Here is a 16,033-nt window from a genome sequence, read left to right as displayed (position 1 = left end):
CATGGGCGTCGAGCAGCATCTGGAGGCGCTGCGCCAGCGCATCGCCGAGGTTTCGCCACAGGAAGCGCGCGAGCTGCAGCAGCAGGGCGTCCGTCTTATAGATATCCGAGAGACCGACGAGCTTCTGCAGGGCAGTCCCGAGGGTGCTGCTCAGCTCACGCGTGGCTATCTGGAGTTGCGCATCGCCGACCTCGCCCCCGACGCCGAGCAGCCATTGCTGCTGCTTTGTGGCGGCGGCAGCCGCTCTCTGCTGGCGGCCGACGATCTGACGCGGCTGGGCTACGCCGATGTGCGCTCGGTGGCGGGCGGCTTCAACCGCTGGAAGGACGAGGGCCTGCCCTGGGTGTTGCCCGAGCTGGTCGACACCGGCGCGCGGCAGCGCTATGCGCGCCAGATCGTGCTGCCCGAGTTGGGCGATGCCGGCCAGGCCAAGCTGGGTCGGGCGCGCGTACTGCTCATCGGCGCCGGCGGGCTGGGCTCGCCGGCGGCGCTGTATCTCGCCGCGGCCGGCGTCGGCACGCTGGGGCTGGTGGATCATGATCGTGTCGACCGCAGCAATCTGCACCGGCAGGTGCTGCACCGCGACGACCGCGTCGGCCAGGCCAAGGTGGATTCGGCGCGCGCCACGTTGGAGGCGCTGAACCCGCAGATCACGGTCCTTACCCATGACTTGCGGCTGTCCGCCGACAACGTCGAGTCGGTGCTCGTCGACTACGACATCGTCGTCGACGGCTCCGACAACTTCCCGACGCGCTATCTGGTGAACGACGCCTGCATCAAGCTCGGCCTGCCCAATGTCTATGGCGCCGTGCAGGGTTTCGAGGGGCAGGTCGCGGTCTTCGGCGCCGGCGGCCAGCCCTGCTATCGCTGCCTCTTCGCCGAGCCGCCCGATCCGGCGCTGGCGCCGCCCTGCAGCGAGGCCGGCGTGCTGGGTGTGGTGCCCGGCATCATCGGGCTGCTGCAGGCGCTGGAGGTGCTCAAGCTCATCATCGGCTTCGGCGAGCCACTGACCGGCCGGCTGATGCTCTTCGACGCCCGCCGCAGCCGCGCGCGCATTCTCAATCTGGTGGCCGACCCGGATTGCGCCTACTGCGCGCCGGGCCGCGATTTCCCCGGCTACATCGACTACGAGCACTTCTGCAGCGGCGCGGCCGCCCCGACCGATGCCTGAGCGCGCTGCCATCACCGGCGCGGTGCTTTCCGGTGGCGCCGGCAGCCGCATGGGCGGCATCGACAAGGGCCTGCTGGAGCTGGCCGGCCGCCCGCTGGCCGCGCATGTGTTGGACGCGCTGCGCGCGCAGACGGCCGCGCAGCTGGTCAACGCCAATCGCTCGCTCGACGCCTACCGTGCCCTGGGCGCGCCGGTGGTGACCGACAGCGGCTGGGGTGGCGAGGTCTATCCCGGCCCGCTGGCCGGCATCCACGCCGTGCTCGCCGCTGCCGACACCGAATGGGTGCTGTGCGCCCCCTGCGACGCGCCACTGCTGCCCACCGATCTGGCGCTGCATCTGGGCATGGCCGTCGAGGCGCAGAGCGCCGACATCGCCGTCGTCGAGGCCGAGGGCCGGCTGCATCCGGTGCACGCGCTGATCCGGCGCGCGCTGGTCGACGATCTCGCGGCGGCCATCGGAGACGGTGAGCGCAAGGTCATGGCCTGGTACCGGCGCCATCGCTGGGTCGCCGTCGACTTCGGCGCCGCCGCCGATCCTTTCGCCAACATCAATACGCCGGAGGAGCTGCAAGCGCTGGCCTCGGCCATGGAGAACGCATCGTGAAACAAGAAGAAGTCGCAGGCTGCGGCGGCGGTCACGACAGTCCTGGCCTGGCGCTGGACGAGGCGCGCGCCCGCATCCTGGAGGCTGTCGCGCCGCTGGCCGAGACCGAGCGCCTGCCGCTGCCCGAGGCCCTGCACCGCGTGCTGGCCGAGCCGGTCACGGCCGGCGTCGATGTGCCGGCGCACACCAACTCGGCCATGGACGGCTACGCGCTGCGCGCGGCCGACATCCCCGACAAGGGCACGAAGCTGCGGCTGATCGGCGACAGCTTCGCCGGGCATCCCTTCGACGGCCGCGTCGATGTGGGCCAGTGCGTGCGCATCATGACCGGCGCGGTGCTGCCCGCCGGCGCCGATGCCGTGGTCATGCAGGAGCGCACCGAAGCCGACGGCGAGACGGTGGTCTTCCATGACGCGCCCAAACCCGGCAGCAATGTGCGCGAGGCCGGCGAGGATCTCGCGCGCGGCGATACGGTGCTGTCACCCGGCCACTGGCTGCGCCCGGCTGACCTGGGCGTGCTGGCGTCGGTGGGCACGGCCGAGGTCGCGGTGCATCGGCGGCCGCGCGTTGCCTTCTTCTCCACCGGTGACGAGCTGCAGCCGGTGGGCACGGCGCTGGATGCCGGCGAGATTCACGACAGCAATCGCTACACGATCCGCGCCATGCTGGAAGAGCTGGGCGTGACGCTGGTCGATCTCGGCATCGTCCGCGATACCACCGAGGCGCTGGAGGCGGCCTTCGACGCCGCCGCCGGCTGCGACGCCATCATCAGCAGCGGTGGCGTCTCGGTAGGCGCGGCCGATTACGTGCTGGAGGTGCTGCGCCAGCGCGGCGATGTCGGTTTCTGGCAGGTCAACATCAAGCCCGGCCGGCCGCTGGCCTTCGGCCGCGTCGGCGATGCGCACTTCTTCGGCCTGCCCGGCAATCCGGTGTCGGTGATGGTGACCTTCCTGCAGATGGTGCGGCCGGCGCTGGTCAAGCTTTCCGGCGGCCGGCCGGCGCCACCGCTGCGCGTGCGCCTGCCGCTGGCTGGGCCCATCCGCAAGAAGCCGGGCCGCGCCGAGTTCCAGCGCGCGCGCCTGGTCGACGGTGGCACGGCGGTCGAGCCGCTGGGCCATCAGGGCTCGGGCGTGCTGCGTTCGATGAGCGCGGCCGACTGCTTCGTCTTCCTCGAAGCTGATACCGGCGATGTGGCTGCCGGCGAGGAGGTGCCCGTGGAGCCCTTCGCCCAGCCGGTCTGGAACGGCTGAGGCCGCGACCTCAGTCGGTGTCGAGCTTTGCCTCGACGACGTGCTCGACGCCGAGCGCCTCGCAGCGCAGCGTCATCGTCACGGGTAGCCCGCCGGCGGGCAGCGCGCCCTTGTCGGCGGCAGCGCGCGCGGCCTTCTCCAGCTCGCGCTGGGAGGTCACGCCCACCTGCTTGAGAAAGCTTCGCAGGCTGTGGTTGAAGCGGTCCTCGTCCATGGCAGTCTCCTTGTCGTGATCGCGATGGCTGCCGGCTTTATGGCATAAGACGGGCATCAGGTCACCGGAGGGCGCGAGCCCGATGCAGATTCTTGTCGAGTGTTACGGCGTTTTCGAAAGCTTGTGCGGCGGCGCCGAGCTGCGCCTCGACGTCGCCGGCGACAGCCCCGACGTGGCGGCCGCGCTCGACGCGCTGGCCGCGCGCGTGCCGGCGGCCGAGCCGCATCTGGCGCGAACGGCCGTGGCGCGTGGCGACGCGCTGATCGCGCGCGAGGACGCGCTGCAGGCGGGAGATCGGCTGGCGCTGATTCCGCCGGTCAGCGGCGGGAGTGCGACCCCTTGGCCAGCGGGTCCTGCGCTGTAGCTGCATTTGTGTGTTTCTGTATGTTTTTGATTCTTGTTCGTCGTCATTTCGTCATAGAAGCGTTGGCCTGGACATAAAGCGCACTTAAGCTCGGCGCATGGCGATCCGAGCGCGGTCAGCGTGAGCGATTTCTCCGAAGCCTTCGCACTGGCGCTGCGAATGCTCGGCGCGCTGGACGCGGAGCTCTACGGCATCGTCGGGTTGTCGCTGCAGGTCAGCCTGGCCGGCACGTTCATTGCCGCGCTGATCGGTATGCCGCTGGGCGCGGCCGTCGCCCTCTATCGCTTCCCGGCACGGCCGCTGTTCGTGGCGCTGCTCAACGCCTTCATGGGGCTGCCGCCGGTGGTGGTCGGACTGGTGGTTTATCTGATGCTCTCGCGCGCCGGCCCGCTGGGGGAGCTGGGCCTGCTCTTCACGCCGGCGGCGATGATCGTCGCCCAGGCCATCCTGGTCATGCCCATCATCGCGGCGCTGACGCGCCAGACCATCGCCGACCTGGACGCCGAGTACCGAGAGCAGTTGCAGAGCCTGCGCACCGGCCGACTCGCGATGATGCGCGCGCTGCTCTGGGATGCGCGCTTTTCGTTGCTGACGGCGGTGCTTGCCGGATTCGGGCGGGCCGTTGCCGAGGTCGGGGCGGTGCTCATCGTCGGCGGCAACATCGATGGTGTCACCCGTGTCATGACCACCAGCATCGCCCTGGAAACCGCCAAGGGCGAGCTCGCCACGGCCATGGCGCTGGGCATCATCCTGGTCGCCATCACGCTGACCATCAACTTCGCCGCCATGGGAGTGCGCGATGTCGCCGCCCGCCGATACGGCTAGCTGCACGGCCGCGGCCAATCCGCTGCTGCCGCTGCAGGTGCAAGGGCTGCGGCTGGATCTGGGCGGACAGTCGGTGCTGCGCGGGCTGGACTTCACCCTCGGCGGCGACGGCATCAGCGTCATGCTCGGGCCCAACGGCGCCGGCAAGAGCGTGCTGCAGCGCGTGCTGCTGGGGCTGCGCGCGGCCGATGCGGGCCGGGTCGACTGGAATGGGCGCAGCCCCCAGCAGGCCGCATCCGCGCTGGGGTTGGTCCTGCAGAAGCCCGTCATGCTGCGGCGCTCGGTGCGCGCCAATATCGCCTTCGCGCTGGCGCGCGCCGGCGTGCCCCGCCGCGAACGCCCCGCGGCAATCGCCACCGCGCTCGCCCAGGGCGGGCTGACCGCGCTGGCCGATCGGCCGGCGCCGAAGTTGTCCGGCGGCGAGGTCCAGCGGTTGGCCATTGTTCGCGCCTGGGTGCAGCGGCCGCGCGTGCTTTTCCTCGACGAGCCCTGCGCCAGCCTCGATCCGCGCAGCACGCTGCGCGTCGAGCAGCTCATCGGCGAGATCTGCGCGGCGGGAACGCGCGTGGTGCTGACCACGCACGACCTCGGGCAGGCGCGCCGGTTGGCGCACGAGGTCCTCTTTCTCGCTGACGGCCGTCTGTGCGAGCAGCGATCGGCGACGGACTTCTTCGAGCGGCCGGCCTCGGCAGAGGCGGCGGCCTATCTGGAGGGGCGGCTGCCGGTCTAGGCGTCGCCCGCGGTCAACACACGACAAGGGAGACACGGCATGCAAGCAAGCAAGACTCTCAAGCCGACGCTGCGGTGGGTCTCGGCGGCTCTGGCGCTGGCTGTCAGCGCGGGAGCCGGCGCCGAGCAGGCGGACTACATCACGGTGGCCTCGACCACCTCCACGGAAGCCTCGGGGCTGTTCGAGGCCATTCTTCCCGAATTCGAAACCGAGCACGGCATCGAGGTGCGCGTGGTGGCGGTGGGCACCGGCGCGGCGCTGAAGTACGGCCAGCGCTGCGACGCCGATGTCGTCATGGTGCACGCCCCGGCAGCCGAGAAGGCCTTCGTCGATGCCGGATACGGCGTCGAGCGGCATCACCTGATGTACAACGATTTCGTGCTGATCGGGCCGGCCGCCGACCCGGCCGGCATCGGCGACGAAGCCGACGTCGCGGCGGCCTTCGCCGCCATCGCCGAGGCGGAGTCGCCTTTCGTGTCGCGCGGCGACGACAGTGGCACGCACAAGAAGGAGCTGACGCTGTGGGAAGCCGCCGGCGTGGATGTCGCGGCCGCCGGCGCCTGGTACCGCGAGACCGGCTCCGGCATGGGCGAGGCGCTCAACACGGCGCGCGGCATGGAAGCCTACATCCTGGCTGATCGGGGCACCTGGATCAGCTTCGGCAACCGTGCCGGCTTGGAAGTGCTCGTAGAGGGCGACGAGCGTCTGTTCAATCCCTATGGCGTGATCATGGTCGATCCCGAGCACTGCGCTTCGGTGAAGAAGGCCGCAGCGCAGACCTTCATCGACTGGCTGCTCTCCGAAGACGGCCAGGCGGCGATCGGTGCCTATCGGCTGCAGGGGCAGCAGCTCTTCACCCCGGATGCGCGCTGAAGCGGGCTGGCAAGCAATGAACAACTACAAGGGAGACAGCAGCATGCGCAAGACACTGCAAGCAATGAGCATCGCCGGCCTGATGGCGATCGGCACGGTGGCCATGGCCGATGACGCGATCGAGCTGCGCCTCAGCCGCGACAGCGGCCTGCGCCTCGCGGCCAGCGACGGCAGCTTCAGCACCCGCCTGGGCGGCCGCATCCAGGCTGACGGCGCATTCTACGACGAGGATGTTGCTGCGCTGGGCAACGGCACCAAGATCCGGCGCGGCCGCGTCTTCGTCAGCGGGAAGATCCTGCGCGACTGGGGCTACAAGCTGCAGATGGACTTCGCCGGCAGCGGCAATCACATCCGCGATGGCTACATCGACTATCGCGGCTTCTCCGCCGGCACGCTGCGCGTGGGCAATTTCAAGCAGCCCTTCTCGCTGGACAATATGACCAGCTCGAAGTACGTCAGCTTCATCGAGCGCAGCCTGCTGCAGGAGGCCTTCGTGCCCGGCCGGCGAATCGGGGCTGCGCTGCTGTCGGGCGGCGCCAACTGGAGCACGGCGATCGGCGCCTTCGGCGATACCGTCGAGGGCAACGAGGCGCCCGGCGAGGCCGACAGCGGCTTCTCGCTGGCCGGTCGCGCCACCCACGCTCCCGTTCACAGCGCAGCGGCGTTGCTGCACCTCGGGCTGAGCCTGCATTACCGCCAGCTTCCGGATGGTCTGGACGCGCGCTACCGCACCCGCCCGGAGACCAACATCGCGGGTGTTCGTCTGGTGGACAGCGGTGCCCTCAGCGATGTCGACGCGCGCTCCAGCGCCGCGCTGGAGCTGGCCGCGGCCCACGGTCCGCTGCACCTGCAGGGCGAGTACATGGTGGCCCGCACCGACGCCGACAATGGCGCTGCCGAGCCGAGATTCTCGGGGCATTACCTGCAGGCGGGCTGGTTCCTCACCGGCGAGTCGCGCGCTGCGGCCTACTCCGGCGCCGGCGGCAAGTTCGGCGCCATCACGCCGCGTGCCGATGCCGGTGCCTGGGAGGTAACCGCGCGCTACAGCGGCATCGACCTCAGCGACGACGGCGTCATCGGCGGCGAACAGCAGAGCATGACGCTGGGGCTGAGCTGGTACCCGAACGCCTATCTGCGCGCGATGCTGAACTACGGTCGCGTTCTGGAGGTGGACGGCGGTGCTTCCGACGGCGACGAGCCGCAGTTCGTGCAGGCCCGGCTTCAGCTGGAGTTCTAGGGCGCGTTATAGAGCACGCGGCCGGTCTCGGCGACGTCGTAACCGCCGAGACCGCTCGCGCGCTCGGCGAAGTCGGGCGTGCGCGTGAAGGCGAGCAGCGTCTGGAAGGGCGGCTCGAAGTAGTCGCGACGTGTCAGCACCAGATCGAAGCGCTCACGCCACAGCGGCAGGAAGTCGAGCCGCTGCTGACGCGCAGCGGCCTCGATGGCCAGCCCCGCGTCGGCGCGGCCGTCGGCCACGGTCAGCGCGACTTCCGTTTCGCTGTGCGCCGGCCGCGCCAGCCCCTCCAGCGACTCCGGCGTGCGGCCTTCTTTGGCGAGAAGCTGCTCCAGCAGCAAGCGGCTGCCGGCGGCGGCCTGCCGGTGCGCGAAGCGCAACTGTCGGTCGGCGACATCGGCGAGTCCGGTGACGCCGCGCGGATTGCCCTGCGGCAGCAGAAGGCCCTGTCGGCGCCAGGCCCAGTGGATGACCACGACCGGCCGCGAGCGCAGCGTCTGCTGTACGGCCGGCAGGTTGTAGTCGCCGCTGTCGGCGTCGAGCAGGTGCATGCCCGCAACAACGGCCTGCTGTGCGGCGAGCCGCTGCAGGCCGTCGCGGCTGCCCTGGCTCAGCAGCGCAAGCTCGCAGCCCGATTCGCCGGCGGCCCAGGCCAGCAGCGGATCGTGGCTGCCGGCAATCACCGGCGGCGGTGGTGCGGCGGGCAGCGGATGCGGGTAGATATTGCCCTGCAGCACCCAGAGGTCGATCAGGCTCTTCGGAAACAGCCATTTGCCGGTGACCCGGCTGCAGGGAATCTCGCCCTTGCCGACCAGCTCGTAGATCTTGCGTGGCTGCACGTCGAGGTAGCGCGCCACCTCGGCCGTGTTCATGAGCTCCTTCATGGCGCGCCGGGCATCAGCCGCCGATGTAGGACATTTCCACCTTGCGGGTGGCGGCCGTTTCCGCCGTGCGCAGCTCGGAGTAGCGGTCGACGCGCGCCCCCCAGAGCGTGCCGAGGTGCGCGCGTAGCATCTCGTCGTCGGCGCCGTCGCGCAGCAGCGCGCGCAGATCGAAGCCCTGGCTGGCGAAGAGGCAGGTGTAGAGCTTGCCCTCTGCCGATAGGCGCGCACGGCTGCAGCCGCCGCAGAAGGGCTCGCTGACCGAGGCGATGACGCCGATCTCGCCGGCGCCGTCGCGGTAGCGCCAGCGGTTGGCGGTTTCGCCGGCGTAGTTCGGGTCGAGCGGCGCCAGCGGCCAGCGCGCCTGCAGCCGCTGCACGATCTCGGCGGCCGGCACCACGGCGTCGAGCTTCCAGCCGTTGCTGGCGCCGACGTCCATGAACTCGATGAAGCGCAGCACGCAGCCGCTGTGGCGGAAGTATTGGGCCAGCGGCTCGATCTGATCGTCGTTGAGACCGCGCTTGATGACGGCGTTGATCTTGACCGGCGCCAGGCCGGCGTCGACGGCGTGGTCGATGGCCTCCAGGATTCTGGCCACGGGCGTCTGCACGTCGACGATGCGGCGGAAGGTTGTGTCGTCGATGGCGTCGAGGCTGACGGTCAGGCGGCGCAGGCCAGCCGCATGCAGCCCCCGCGCGCGCTCGGCGGTCAGGCGCGAGGCGTTGGTGGTCAGGCTGATGTCCTCGATGCCCGGCAGCGCGGCCAGGCGCTCGATCAGGGTCTCCAGATCCGGGCGCAGCAGCGGCTCGCCGCCGGTGATGCGCAGCTTGCGCACACCCAGTTCCGCGAAGATGCGCGCGCTGCGCACGATCTCGTCGAAGTCGAGCAGCTCGGCGCGCGGCAGGAACTCGTGATCCGGGCCGAAGACGTGCCGCGGCATGCAGTAGGTGCAGCGGAAGTTGCAGCGATCGGTCAGCGAGATACGCAGGTCGCGCAGCGGCCGCGCGAGGGCGTCCAGCGTGGTGACTTCCGGCATCGGCGCGACGAGCTTCAAGGCGTGCCTCGCGACAGGGGTGGCCCGATTATGGCACGCGGCGCAGACGTCACAATCCGACCTTCGGGCGAGGCCTCATTCGCCGAGATGGCGGTACTCGTGGACCAGCCCATGCAGCTCGGGCAGGTCGCGTACCACCGCGTGCGGGAAGTGCGGATGGCGCACGGTGCGCGGGAATATGTGGTCGATCCAGTCCTGGTCCCAGCCGGCGCCGTTGTAGAAGACCGGGGTCACCCCGGCCTCGGCCGCGGCGATGACATCGGTGGTGCTGTCGCCGATGTACCAGCAGCCGAGACTCGGCGCGATCTCCAGATTCTCCAGCGCCTTCAGGATGAGATCGGGCGCCGGCTTGCGATGGGCGACGTCGTCGCCACAGACCATGGTGTCGAAGAGATCGACCCAGCCGACGCCCTCGATGGCGAAGAGCTCGTGCGCCATGAAGGTCCGGCTGCGATTGGAAAGCACGCCGAGCTGCATGCCTTCGTCGCGCAGCGCCTGAAGATTCTGGCGGGCGCCGTCCTCCAAGGGGTGCACTTCGCCGAAGACCTTCGCGTAGCTGGTGTCGAAGGCCTTGTGTGCGGCGCGTTTGGCCTCCTGGTCGTCGCCGAAGAGCACCTCGAAGATGTCCGTGCGCGAGATCTTGCGCTCGGCGCGGATCTTGGGATGCAGCCGCGCATGCTTGCGCACGTACTTGACGAGCTTGGCATCCTCGACGGTCTTGGAACTCTCGGGCTTGAGCAGGCGCTCGACCAGCCCCAGCTCGTCCAGCCGCGGCAGCACGTCGTCGACGGCGTGGTACATCGCGTCCATGGTGTCGACCAGCGTGGCGTGCCAGTCGAAGAGCAGAACGCGTGGTACGGCCTGGGGGTGATGCAGAACGCTCATTGCCGGGCTTTCCTCATTGCGCCGTGGTGGTTGCCGGTGGGGCGGTGCCGCCGCCCCCGGCATCGCCCATCATGCCCCGGCCCCGCGGCCGCTGGCTGAGCGGCAGCCGCCCGCAGTCCGCGACCATTCAAGCTGTATGGTCGATCGGCTGAGACGTGTCGGTCACGGACCTGCGGCATCGCTAAGCCGCGCCTTGCTGGTGCGCGTACAAGCCGCCTGGGTGCGGGATCGTTATCGGGGGGCAGCTTGCCTTCGAAAGACGAATCGCACTTACATTCTGTTGCTCCCGCTGACTTTCAGCCTTCATTGGGGCCGTGTACAGTCGTTGGTGGACAAAAAACAAGCTGGGAGACGCCGACATGTCCGCTACGGAATTCGTATCCGCCTGGTCCCGCCGTGTTCTTTTCGGTGGCCTTTTCGTGCTGGTGGCCAATAGCGCAAGCGGTGCGCCGGGTGATCCGCTCGGACCTGCTTTCACGGTGTCTTCCGATCCCGGCGAAACCGCTGGCGTCATTTCGGTCGCGAGCAGTCGCGACGGCGATTTTGTGGCGTTGCTCTCCGGAGATTCGCGTCTGCTGGCGCGTGTGTTCGCCGCCGATGGTACGCCGCGCACGGACAATTTCCCGATCAATGGCGTATCTGCAAACGGCGATATCGCCATCAGCGACAACGGTGACGTCGTCGCGTGCTGGTTGCAGAGCGGCCCCGATGGCGCACTGGGCGTCTACGCGCGCCGTTTCACATCGGAAGGTGTGCCACTCGGCGATGAAATGTTCGTTGGTGGCCCGGATGCACCGCGCTTTGGGCAGGTTTCACGAGGCCGCTGTTCGGTTGCTGTGGACGCAGAGGGCGATTTCGTGGTGGGTTGGTCAGAGGGGCAGCAGCGCCAGTTCGGCGGCTCCACGGCTTGCGTCGTCGGCCGCGGGTTGTGTGTGGAGCTGGACGACTACAAGGTCAAGCTGCGGCGCTATACCCGGGGCGGCACGCGTGCGCAGCGGACGCGCACACTGGCCCGTTCTGCCGAGTACCGTGTTTCGCTGATCGCGGGCGTGGTTGGCGGCAGCGACATCCGGAGCGTCGACGTGGATATGGCCCCGGACGGAACCTTCGTCGCGGCCTGGAACGTTTACGGTGGGTCGGCAGCGATTCACTTGTTCGATGGCACTTATGTGCAGCGATTCAGCGCCCTTGGTCTGCCCGGCATTCGCCAGGTCGTATCCTTGTCGGGCATGGAACGCGTCGGCACGTCGACCCCCTCGGTATCGATGGCCGACGATGGCAGCTATGTGGTTGCCTACCGGACGCGCTCCAGCGACCCCGACGATCTATCGCGCAACGTATCGGCACGCGTGTATCCCGCCTTCGGGTTTGCCGGGCCCGCATTCCAGGTCAACGATGCCGGCTTGAAGCAGAGCTCGGCACTGAACACGGCGATGGATGCGGCCGGAAACTTCGTCATCGGCTGGAGCGACTGGACCGATGATAACCGCGCGGGTTACGTACAACGCCACGCCCGCGGTGGCGGTGCGCTGGGTGTGAACTTCACTGTGGACCCTGGCGCGGAGACGGCTTTGGTTGCCATGGGCGGAAACGGAGACTTCCTCGTCACCTGGTTCGATCGCGATTCCGATCAGGCCATGGCGCGTCTCTACGACGGGCCTTGAAAGAGGCGCCGCGGCTCGCGGTAACGGATCAGGCCCGCTCATAGCGCCGGCCGTCGTCGCGCAGGCGCCCCTCGTCTGCACTGGCCGCCGGAGTATTCGGCGGCGCTGCCGCGGCGCGCGTCAGGCCAGCGGGCCGACCTCCTGCGCCAACGCGTCGAGCACCAGATGCTCGCGCAGCGTCCAGTGCTCCGGCGCCAGATGCGCCATCAGCGTGGCGGCGTCGCCGCCGCCGATGTAGCCGGGCAGGCCGAAGCGGTGCTGGCCGCGCTCCAGCAGGCCGAGGGCTGTGGCCAGCGCGGCCTCGGCAACGCAGCCCTCGGTGCTGGTGCCGGGGGCGTCCACGGCCGGTGCATCGAAGGCGTGGGGGAAACGCGTGCGATCGAGCACGGCCGTGCGCATGCTGTGCAGCCCCGGTGCGATGTAGCCGCCGACATGCCGGCCGCTGTCGTCGACGATATCCAGCGTCAGCGCGGTGCCGGCGCCGGCGACGAGGAAGCCGGCGCGCCGCTCGCGCCATAGCGCCAGCATGGCCAGGAAGCGGTCCACGCCGAGCCGCGCCGGATCGTCGTAGGCAATGCGCAGGCCGTCGCGCTCGGCTTCGGTGCGTGCGAAGACGATGTCGCGGGCGCCGGCGGCCTCGGCGGCAGCGCGCAGCGCCGGCTCGGCCTCGGTGCCGTGGTTCTGGCTGATGCGCACGGGACGATCGTGCAGCGCATCCAGTTCGCGCAGCAGCGTCGCCGGCTCGCCGTCGTGCATCGCCGATTCGACGCTTCCGGAGTCCGCGGCGCGCCACTTCAGCCGCGTGTTGCCGATGTCGATGCAGATCGTGCTCATGACGCTGCGCGCACAGAGACGTCGCCGGCGTGCACGGCGCGCAGCCCGCCGTCGGCCGTCTGCACCTGCAGCGCGCCGGCAGCATCGACGCCGCGGGCGATGCCCTGCCAGGCCGTGGCTTCCTGCACCGTCACGCTGCGGTCGCGCAGCGCGTCGCGCGCGGCGAAATCCTCGGCGAAGGCGGCCAAGCCCTGCGCGGCGAAACGCTCGCAGGCGGCCAGCAGTGCCGCGCCCAGCGTTCCGGCCAGCGCACTGCGCGACACCGTCGCGCCCAGGCGCTCGAGGCTGGTGGCAGGCTGGTCGAGACCGTCCAGCGCCGGGTGATGGCGCACATTCACGCCCAGCCCGACCACGACGCGGAAGTTGCCGCCCATCTCGCCGCGCGCTTCGCAGAGCAGGCCGCCGAGCTTGGCGCCGTCGTGGACCAGGTCGTTGGGCCACTTCAGGCCGATCTGCGGTGCGCCGAAGGCTTCCAGCACACCGCCGGCCGTGACCCCCATGGCCAGCGGCAGCGCGCCCAGCGCGGCGGCGGTGTGTGCGAAGCCGTAGGACACCGAGAGATACAGACTCTGGCCGAAGGGCGATGCCCAGGCGCGTCCGCGCCGACCGCGGCCGGCGCTCTGCATCTCGGCCGTGCAGAGCTGGGGGTCCTCGGCCGCCGGCGCATCGAGCAGCCAGCGGTTGGTCGAGTCAACGCTGTCGAGCACCGTGACGCGTCCGGCCTGCGGGCCGACGGCGGCGCGGATGGCGTCGGCCTCGAGCAGATCGAGGGGCTGCTCCAGCCGATAGCCGCGCCCGGCGGTGGCGGCGATGTCGAGTCGATAGTCATCGCGCAGATGCGCCACACGCTTGGCCAGCGCCGCGCGCGAGCAGCCGGCCTCGGCCGCCAGCTGCTCGCCGGAATGCCACTGGCCGTCGGCCAGGGCGGCGAGCAGCGGCCTCAGCGCCTGCTGCCGAGCCACCATCGCCGCAGCACTGCCAGCTTGTCCATGCGCACTTCGGTGCCTTCGGCAAGGCGCTGGAGGTTGTCGCGATGCTTGAAGACCACCAGTGCGGCCATGGCCATGACGAATGCCGCGGTGCCCGGCGGCAGCGGGCCGAGGGGCGCCAGCAGCACCCAGGCCACGGCCGTGAGCGCGCCCAGAATGCTGGCGGCGCCGACGTAGCCGGTGGTCAGCACGCAGAGCAGGAAGACGATGAGAATGGCCAGCGTGGCTGCCGGCAGCAGTACGGCGAAGACGCCGGCCAGCGTGGCCACGCCCTTGCCGCCGGTGAAGCCGGTCCAGACCGGGTAGCAGTGGCCGAGTGCGGCGGCGACGCCGGCGATGTAGGCGAGCTGGCGAGGCTCGGCGTAGGCGCCCAGAAGCCAGGGCAGCAGCGTTACCGCGACAATACCCTTGCCGATGTCGATGACGAGCACCGGGACGGCCATGCGCGCGCCGCCGGCGCGCAGCGCGTTGGTGGCGCCGACATTGCCGGAGCCGCTGGCGCGCAGGTCGACGCCGCGCAGGCGCGCCATGATGGCGCCACCCAGTACGGTGCCCAGCAGATAGCCGCCGGCGACGGTGAGCAGGATGGCCAGCGTCGGGTTCACGCCGTGCTTTCCCCTAGCCAGGCGGCGCGCCGCGCGCGCGCCGGGCTGTCGGCTTCCTCGTCCAGCTTCATACGGCAGCGATCGGCCAGGGGCTCTTCGGGCGTGATGGTGGTTTCGCGCAGCTGGTGATCGCGGAAGTAGTGCAGCACGACGGTCTCGCCGGGGCGCAGTCGGTTGAGGCGGGCGTCGAGATTGTGGGCGGTCAGTCGGGCGCCGTCGATGGCGACGAGTTCGTCGCCGCCGCCGAGGCCGGCGCGTTGCGCCGGGCTGTCCTCGACGACGCCGGCTAGCTCACTGCGCTGCGGTTGCAGACGCAGGCCGAGACGGGCGCTGCGCTCGGGATGCTTGGGGTCGACTTCGTGCTCGAGCTTGACGCCGAAGTCGGCGAGCAGCTCGGCCAGCGGTAGCTCGCCGGTGCCGCGTAGCCAGCGCTCGAAATCTGCGGGTAGATCCTCGATCCCCGACAGCCGGCAGGCGACGGCCTCCAGAGCGCCCTCCGGCGCCGGCGTGTCCGTGGCGCCGAAGTCGGCCCAGAGGCGGCGCATGACGTCATCCAGCGTTGCATCCGAATCGCGGCGCAGACGCAGATCGAGGGCCAGCGCGGCGAGCGCGCCCTTACCGTAGTAGCTGACGGTGGCGTTGGGCAGGTTCTCGTCGGGCTGGTAGAACTTGGTCCAGGCTTCGAAGCTGGACTCGGCCAGGCTCTGCAGGTGTCGGCCCGGTGTGCGATTGAGGCGGGTGATGGTCTCCGCGACGCCGTCCAGATACTGCTGTGGCGTGATGCAGCCGGCGCGCAGCAGCAGATGGTCGTCGTAGTAGCTGGTGACACCCTCGTAGGCCCAGAGGTCGCGGGTATATGCCTCGGTGCCGAGGTCGGAAGCGGCGAAGGCCTCCGGCGTGATGCGCTTGACGTTCCACAGGTGGAAGTACTCGTGGCTGCACAGCCCGAGGAAGCCCCGGTAGCGCGCGCTGCGCTCGGTCTCGCCCTTGCGGGGCAGGTCGTCGCGCGCGCAGACCAGCGCGCAGCTGCTGCGGTGCTCGAGACCGCCGTAGCTGTCGGCGGTGACGGCGGTCTGGAACTGGTAACAGGCCAGCTTGGGCTCGCCGCCGAAAAGCGCGCGCTCGGCCTCGCAGATGCGGGTGAGATCCTCGCGCAGGCGCGCTTCGTCGAGCTCCTGCGGTAGCCTGCCGGTGAAGGCCAGCTCGTGGTCGATGCCGTCGGCGGCGAAGCGCACCCGACGCAGCGGCCCGAAGCTGAAGGGGTGGTCGACGACCTCCTCCCAGTCGGCGGCCTCGAAGTCGCCGAATCCGCGCTTGTCGGTGTCCTTGACGGTCATGGTGGTGGCGAGATGCCAGTCCTCCATCGCCGGCGGCTCGACGGTGACGCCAACCGGTCCGTCGACGCCCTCGGCGCGCCAGAAGACCGAGGTGCCGTTGATGAAGCCGCGCTCGCTGTCGAGATAGGCCTTGCGCACGCTGGGGTCGAAGGCATGCAGTTCGTAGTCCACCAGCAGCGGACCCTCGCAGGGCGCCAACCTGATGCTGCGCTTGTCCAGCCGCTGCCAGCAGACCGGCTGGCCGTGGCTTTCGGCGCGCAGCCACATCAGGTGCCGGGCGAAGTCGCGCACCAGGTAACTGCCGCGCGTCCAGCTCGCCAGCCGAAGCACCTGGCCCTGCGGATCGGGCTCCGCGATGCGGCACTGCAGCCGCAACCGATGCGCCTGCGGATCGGCGAGCTGGATGCGGAAGTGCAGCGGCGGATAAGCCAAGGCGCGTTTCCGGGCGCGAAAGGGCTCGCATTGTATCGCTGCCGTCATTGCCGGACCGTGGCGCCCCGATTTGGCTACACTCGCGCC

17 protein-coding genes are annotated in these 16,033 nt (G+C 69.8%); 9 read left to right on the top strand and 8 right to left on the bottom strand.

What is annotated here, in order from left to right; all coding sequences use genetic code 11:
• The first annotated feature begins 1 nt into the window (after position 1).
• From moeB to moeA, 3 genes are read left to right on the top strand one after another with little or no spacing between them, the layout of a single operon-like run.
• Complete coding sequence (moeB, locus tag U743_RS14205) at positions 2–1,171, top strand: molybdopterin-synthase adenylyltransferase MoeB (RefSeq protein ID WP_043769142.1); 1,170 nt, start codon at positions 2–4, stop codon at positions 1,169–1,171.
• A complete protein-coding gene (mobA, locus tag U743_RS14200) occupies positions 1,164–1,775 on the top strand; it encodes a molybdenum cofactor guanylyltransferase MobA (RefSeq protein WP_043769140.1) in 612 nt (203 codons plus the stop codon). The genes moeB and mobA overlap by 8 nt, the downstream gene beginning before the upstream one ends.
• Entirely contained in the window at positions 1,772–3,025 is a 1,254-nt protein-coding gene (gene moeA / locus U743_RS14195; RefSeq protein WP_043769138.1) for a molybdopterin molybdotransferase MoeA, read from the top strand. Before mobA ends, moeA begins: the two co-directional genes overlap by 4 nt.
• Positions 3,026–3,035: 10 nt before the next feature.
• On the opposite strand, the gene U743_RS14190 is transcribed toward moeA, so the two are convergent.
• Complete coding sequence (locus U743_RS14190; RefSeq protein WP_043769136.1) at positions 3,036–3,239, bottom strand: DUF6494 family protein; 204 nt, start codon at positions 3,237–3,239, stop codon at positions 3,036–3,038.
• 82 nt (positions 3,240–3,321) lie between these two features.
• On the opposite strand from U743_RS14190, the gene U743_RS14185 reads away from it, so the two are divergent.
• The 5 genes from U743_RS14185 (at position 3,322) to U743_RS14165 (ending at position 7,268) form a co-directional block, all read left to right on the top strand.
• Positions 3,322–3,603, top strand: coding sequence for a MoaD/ThiS family protein (locus tag U743_RS14185; RefSeq protein WP_052368216.1), 282 nt, complete (start codon positions 3,322–3,324; stop codon positions 3,601–3,603).
• A 120-nt stretch (positions 3,604–3,723) separates the two neighbouring features.
• Positions 3,724–4,428, top strand: coding sequence for an ABC transporter permease (locus U743_RS14180; protein WP_043769133.1), 705 nt, complete (start codon positions 3,724–3,726; stop codon positions 4,426–4,428).
• Positions 4,403–5,158, top strand: coding sequence for an energy-coupling factor ABC transporter ATP-binding protein (locus U743_RS14175; protein ID WP_052368215.1), 756 nt, complete (start codon positions 4,403–4,405; stop codon positions 5,156–5,158). The genes U743_RS14180 and U743_RS14175 overlap by 26 nt, the downstream gene beginning before the upstream one ends.
• Positions 5,159–5,197: 39 nt before the next feature.
• Positions 5,198–6,031, top strand: a complete 834-nt coding sequence (locus U743_RS14170) for a substrate-binding domain-containing protein (RefSeq protein WP_052368214.1) — start codon at positions 5,198–5,200, stop codon at positions 6,029–6,031.
• A 43-nt stretch (positions 6,032–6,074) separates the two neighbouring features.
• A complete protein-coding gene (locus U743_RS14165; protein WP_198022057.1) occupies positions 6,075–7,268 on the top strand; it encodes an OprO/OprP family phosphate-selective porin in 1,194 nt (397 codons plus the stop codon).
• Here the strand turns inward: U743_RS14165 and U743_RS14160 are convergent.
• The 3 genes from U743_RS14160 to U743_RS14150 all read right to left on the bottom strand — a co-directional run bounded on the left by U743_RS14160 (position 7,265) and on the right by U743_RS14150 (position 10,085).
• Positions 7,265–8,137 carry a helix-turn-helix transcriptional regulator gene (locus U743_RS14160; RefSeq protein ID WP_198022056.1) on the bottom strand — a complete coding sequence of 291 codons (873 nt, stop codon included), beginning with the start codon at positions 8,135–8,137 and terminating at the stop codon, positions 7,265–7,267. The genes U743_RS14165 and U743_RS14160 overlap by 4 nt on opposite strands.
• 25 nt (positions 8,138–8,162) lie before the next feature.
• Positions 8,163–9,182: a GTP 3',8-cyclase MoaA gene (gene moaA / locus U743_RS14155; RefSeq protein ID WP_043772307.1), complete on the bottom strand. Its 1,020-nt coding sequence runs from the start codon at positions 9,180–9,182 to the stop codon at positions 8,163–8,165.
• Positions 9,183–9,275: 93 nt separating this feature from the next.
• Entirely contained in the window at positions 9,276–10,085 is an 810-nt protein-coding gene (locus tag U743_RS14150; RefSeq protein WP_043769129.1) for an HAD family hydrolase, read from the bottom strand.
• A gap of 419 nt (positions 10,086–10,504) precedes the next feature.
• On the opposite strand from U743_RS14150, the gene U743_RS14145 reads away from it, so the two are divergent.
• Complete coding sequence (locus tag U743_RS14145; RefSeq protein WP_156966456.1) at positions 10,505–11,749, top strand: hypothetical protein; 1,245 nt, start codon at positions 10,505–10,507, stop codon at positions 11,747–11,749.
• Between the two features lie 120 nt (positions 11,750–11,869).
• Here U743_RS14145 and U743_RS14140 read toward each other — a convergent pair whose 3' ends face one another.
• The 4 genes from U743_RS14140 to U743_RS14125 are packed head-to-tail and all read right to left on the bottom strand — an operon-like array spanning position 11,870 to position 15,946.
• On the bottom strand, positions 11,870–12,583 hold the full coding sequence (locus tag U743_RS14140; protein WP_043769125.1) for a type III pantothenate kinase: 714 nt from the start codon (positions 12,581–12,583) through the stop codon (positions 11,870–11,872).
• The gene (locus U743_RS14135; protein ID WP_043769123.1) at positions 12,580–13,548 is read right to left on the bottom strand and encodes a biotin--[acetyl-CoA-carboxylase] ligase; all 969 of its coding nucleotides are present in this window, start codon (positions 13,546–13,548) and stop codon (positions 12,580–12,582) included. Before U743_RS14135 ends, U743_RS14140 begins: the two co-directional genes overlap by 4 nt.
• The gene (plsY, locus tag U743_RS14130; protein ID WP_043769121.1) at positions 13,524–14,177 is read right to left on the bottom strand and encodes a glycerol-3-phosphate 1-O-acyltransferase PlsY; all 654 of its coding nucleotides are present in this window, start codon (positions 14,175–14,177) and stop codon (positions 13,524–13,526) included. Before plsY ends, U743_RS14135 begins: the two co-directional genes overlap by 25 nt.
• Positions 14,174–15,946, bottom strand: coding sequence for a M61 family metallopeptidase (locus U743_RS14125; protein ID WP_052368212.1), 1,773 nt, complete (start codon positions 15,944–15,946; stop codon positions 14,174–14,176). Before U743_RS14125 ends, plsY begins: the two co-directional genes overlap by 4 nt.
• Positions 15,947–16,033 lie beyond the last annotated feature (87 nt).

Origin of the sequence: Algiphilus aromaticivorans DG1253, from assembly GCF_000733765.1 — a bacterium.
Classification (GTDB): domain Bacteria; phylum Pseudomonadota; class Gammaproteobacteria; order Nevskiales; family Nevskiaceae; genus Algiphilus; species Algiphilus aromaticivorans.
Note: the sequence above shows the minus strand (reverse complement) of the source record. Positions and strands in the feature narration are given on the sequence as shown.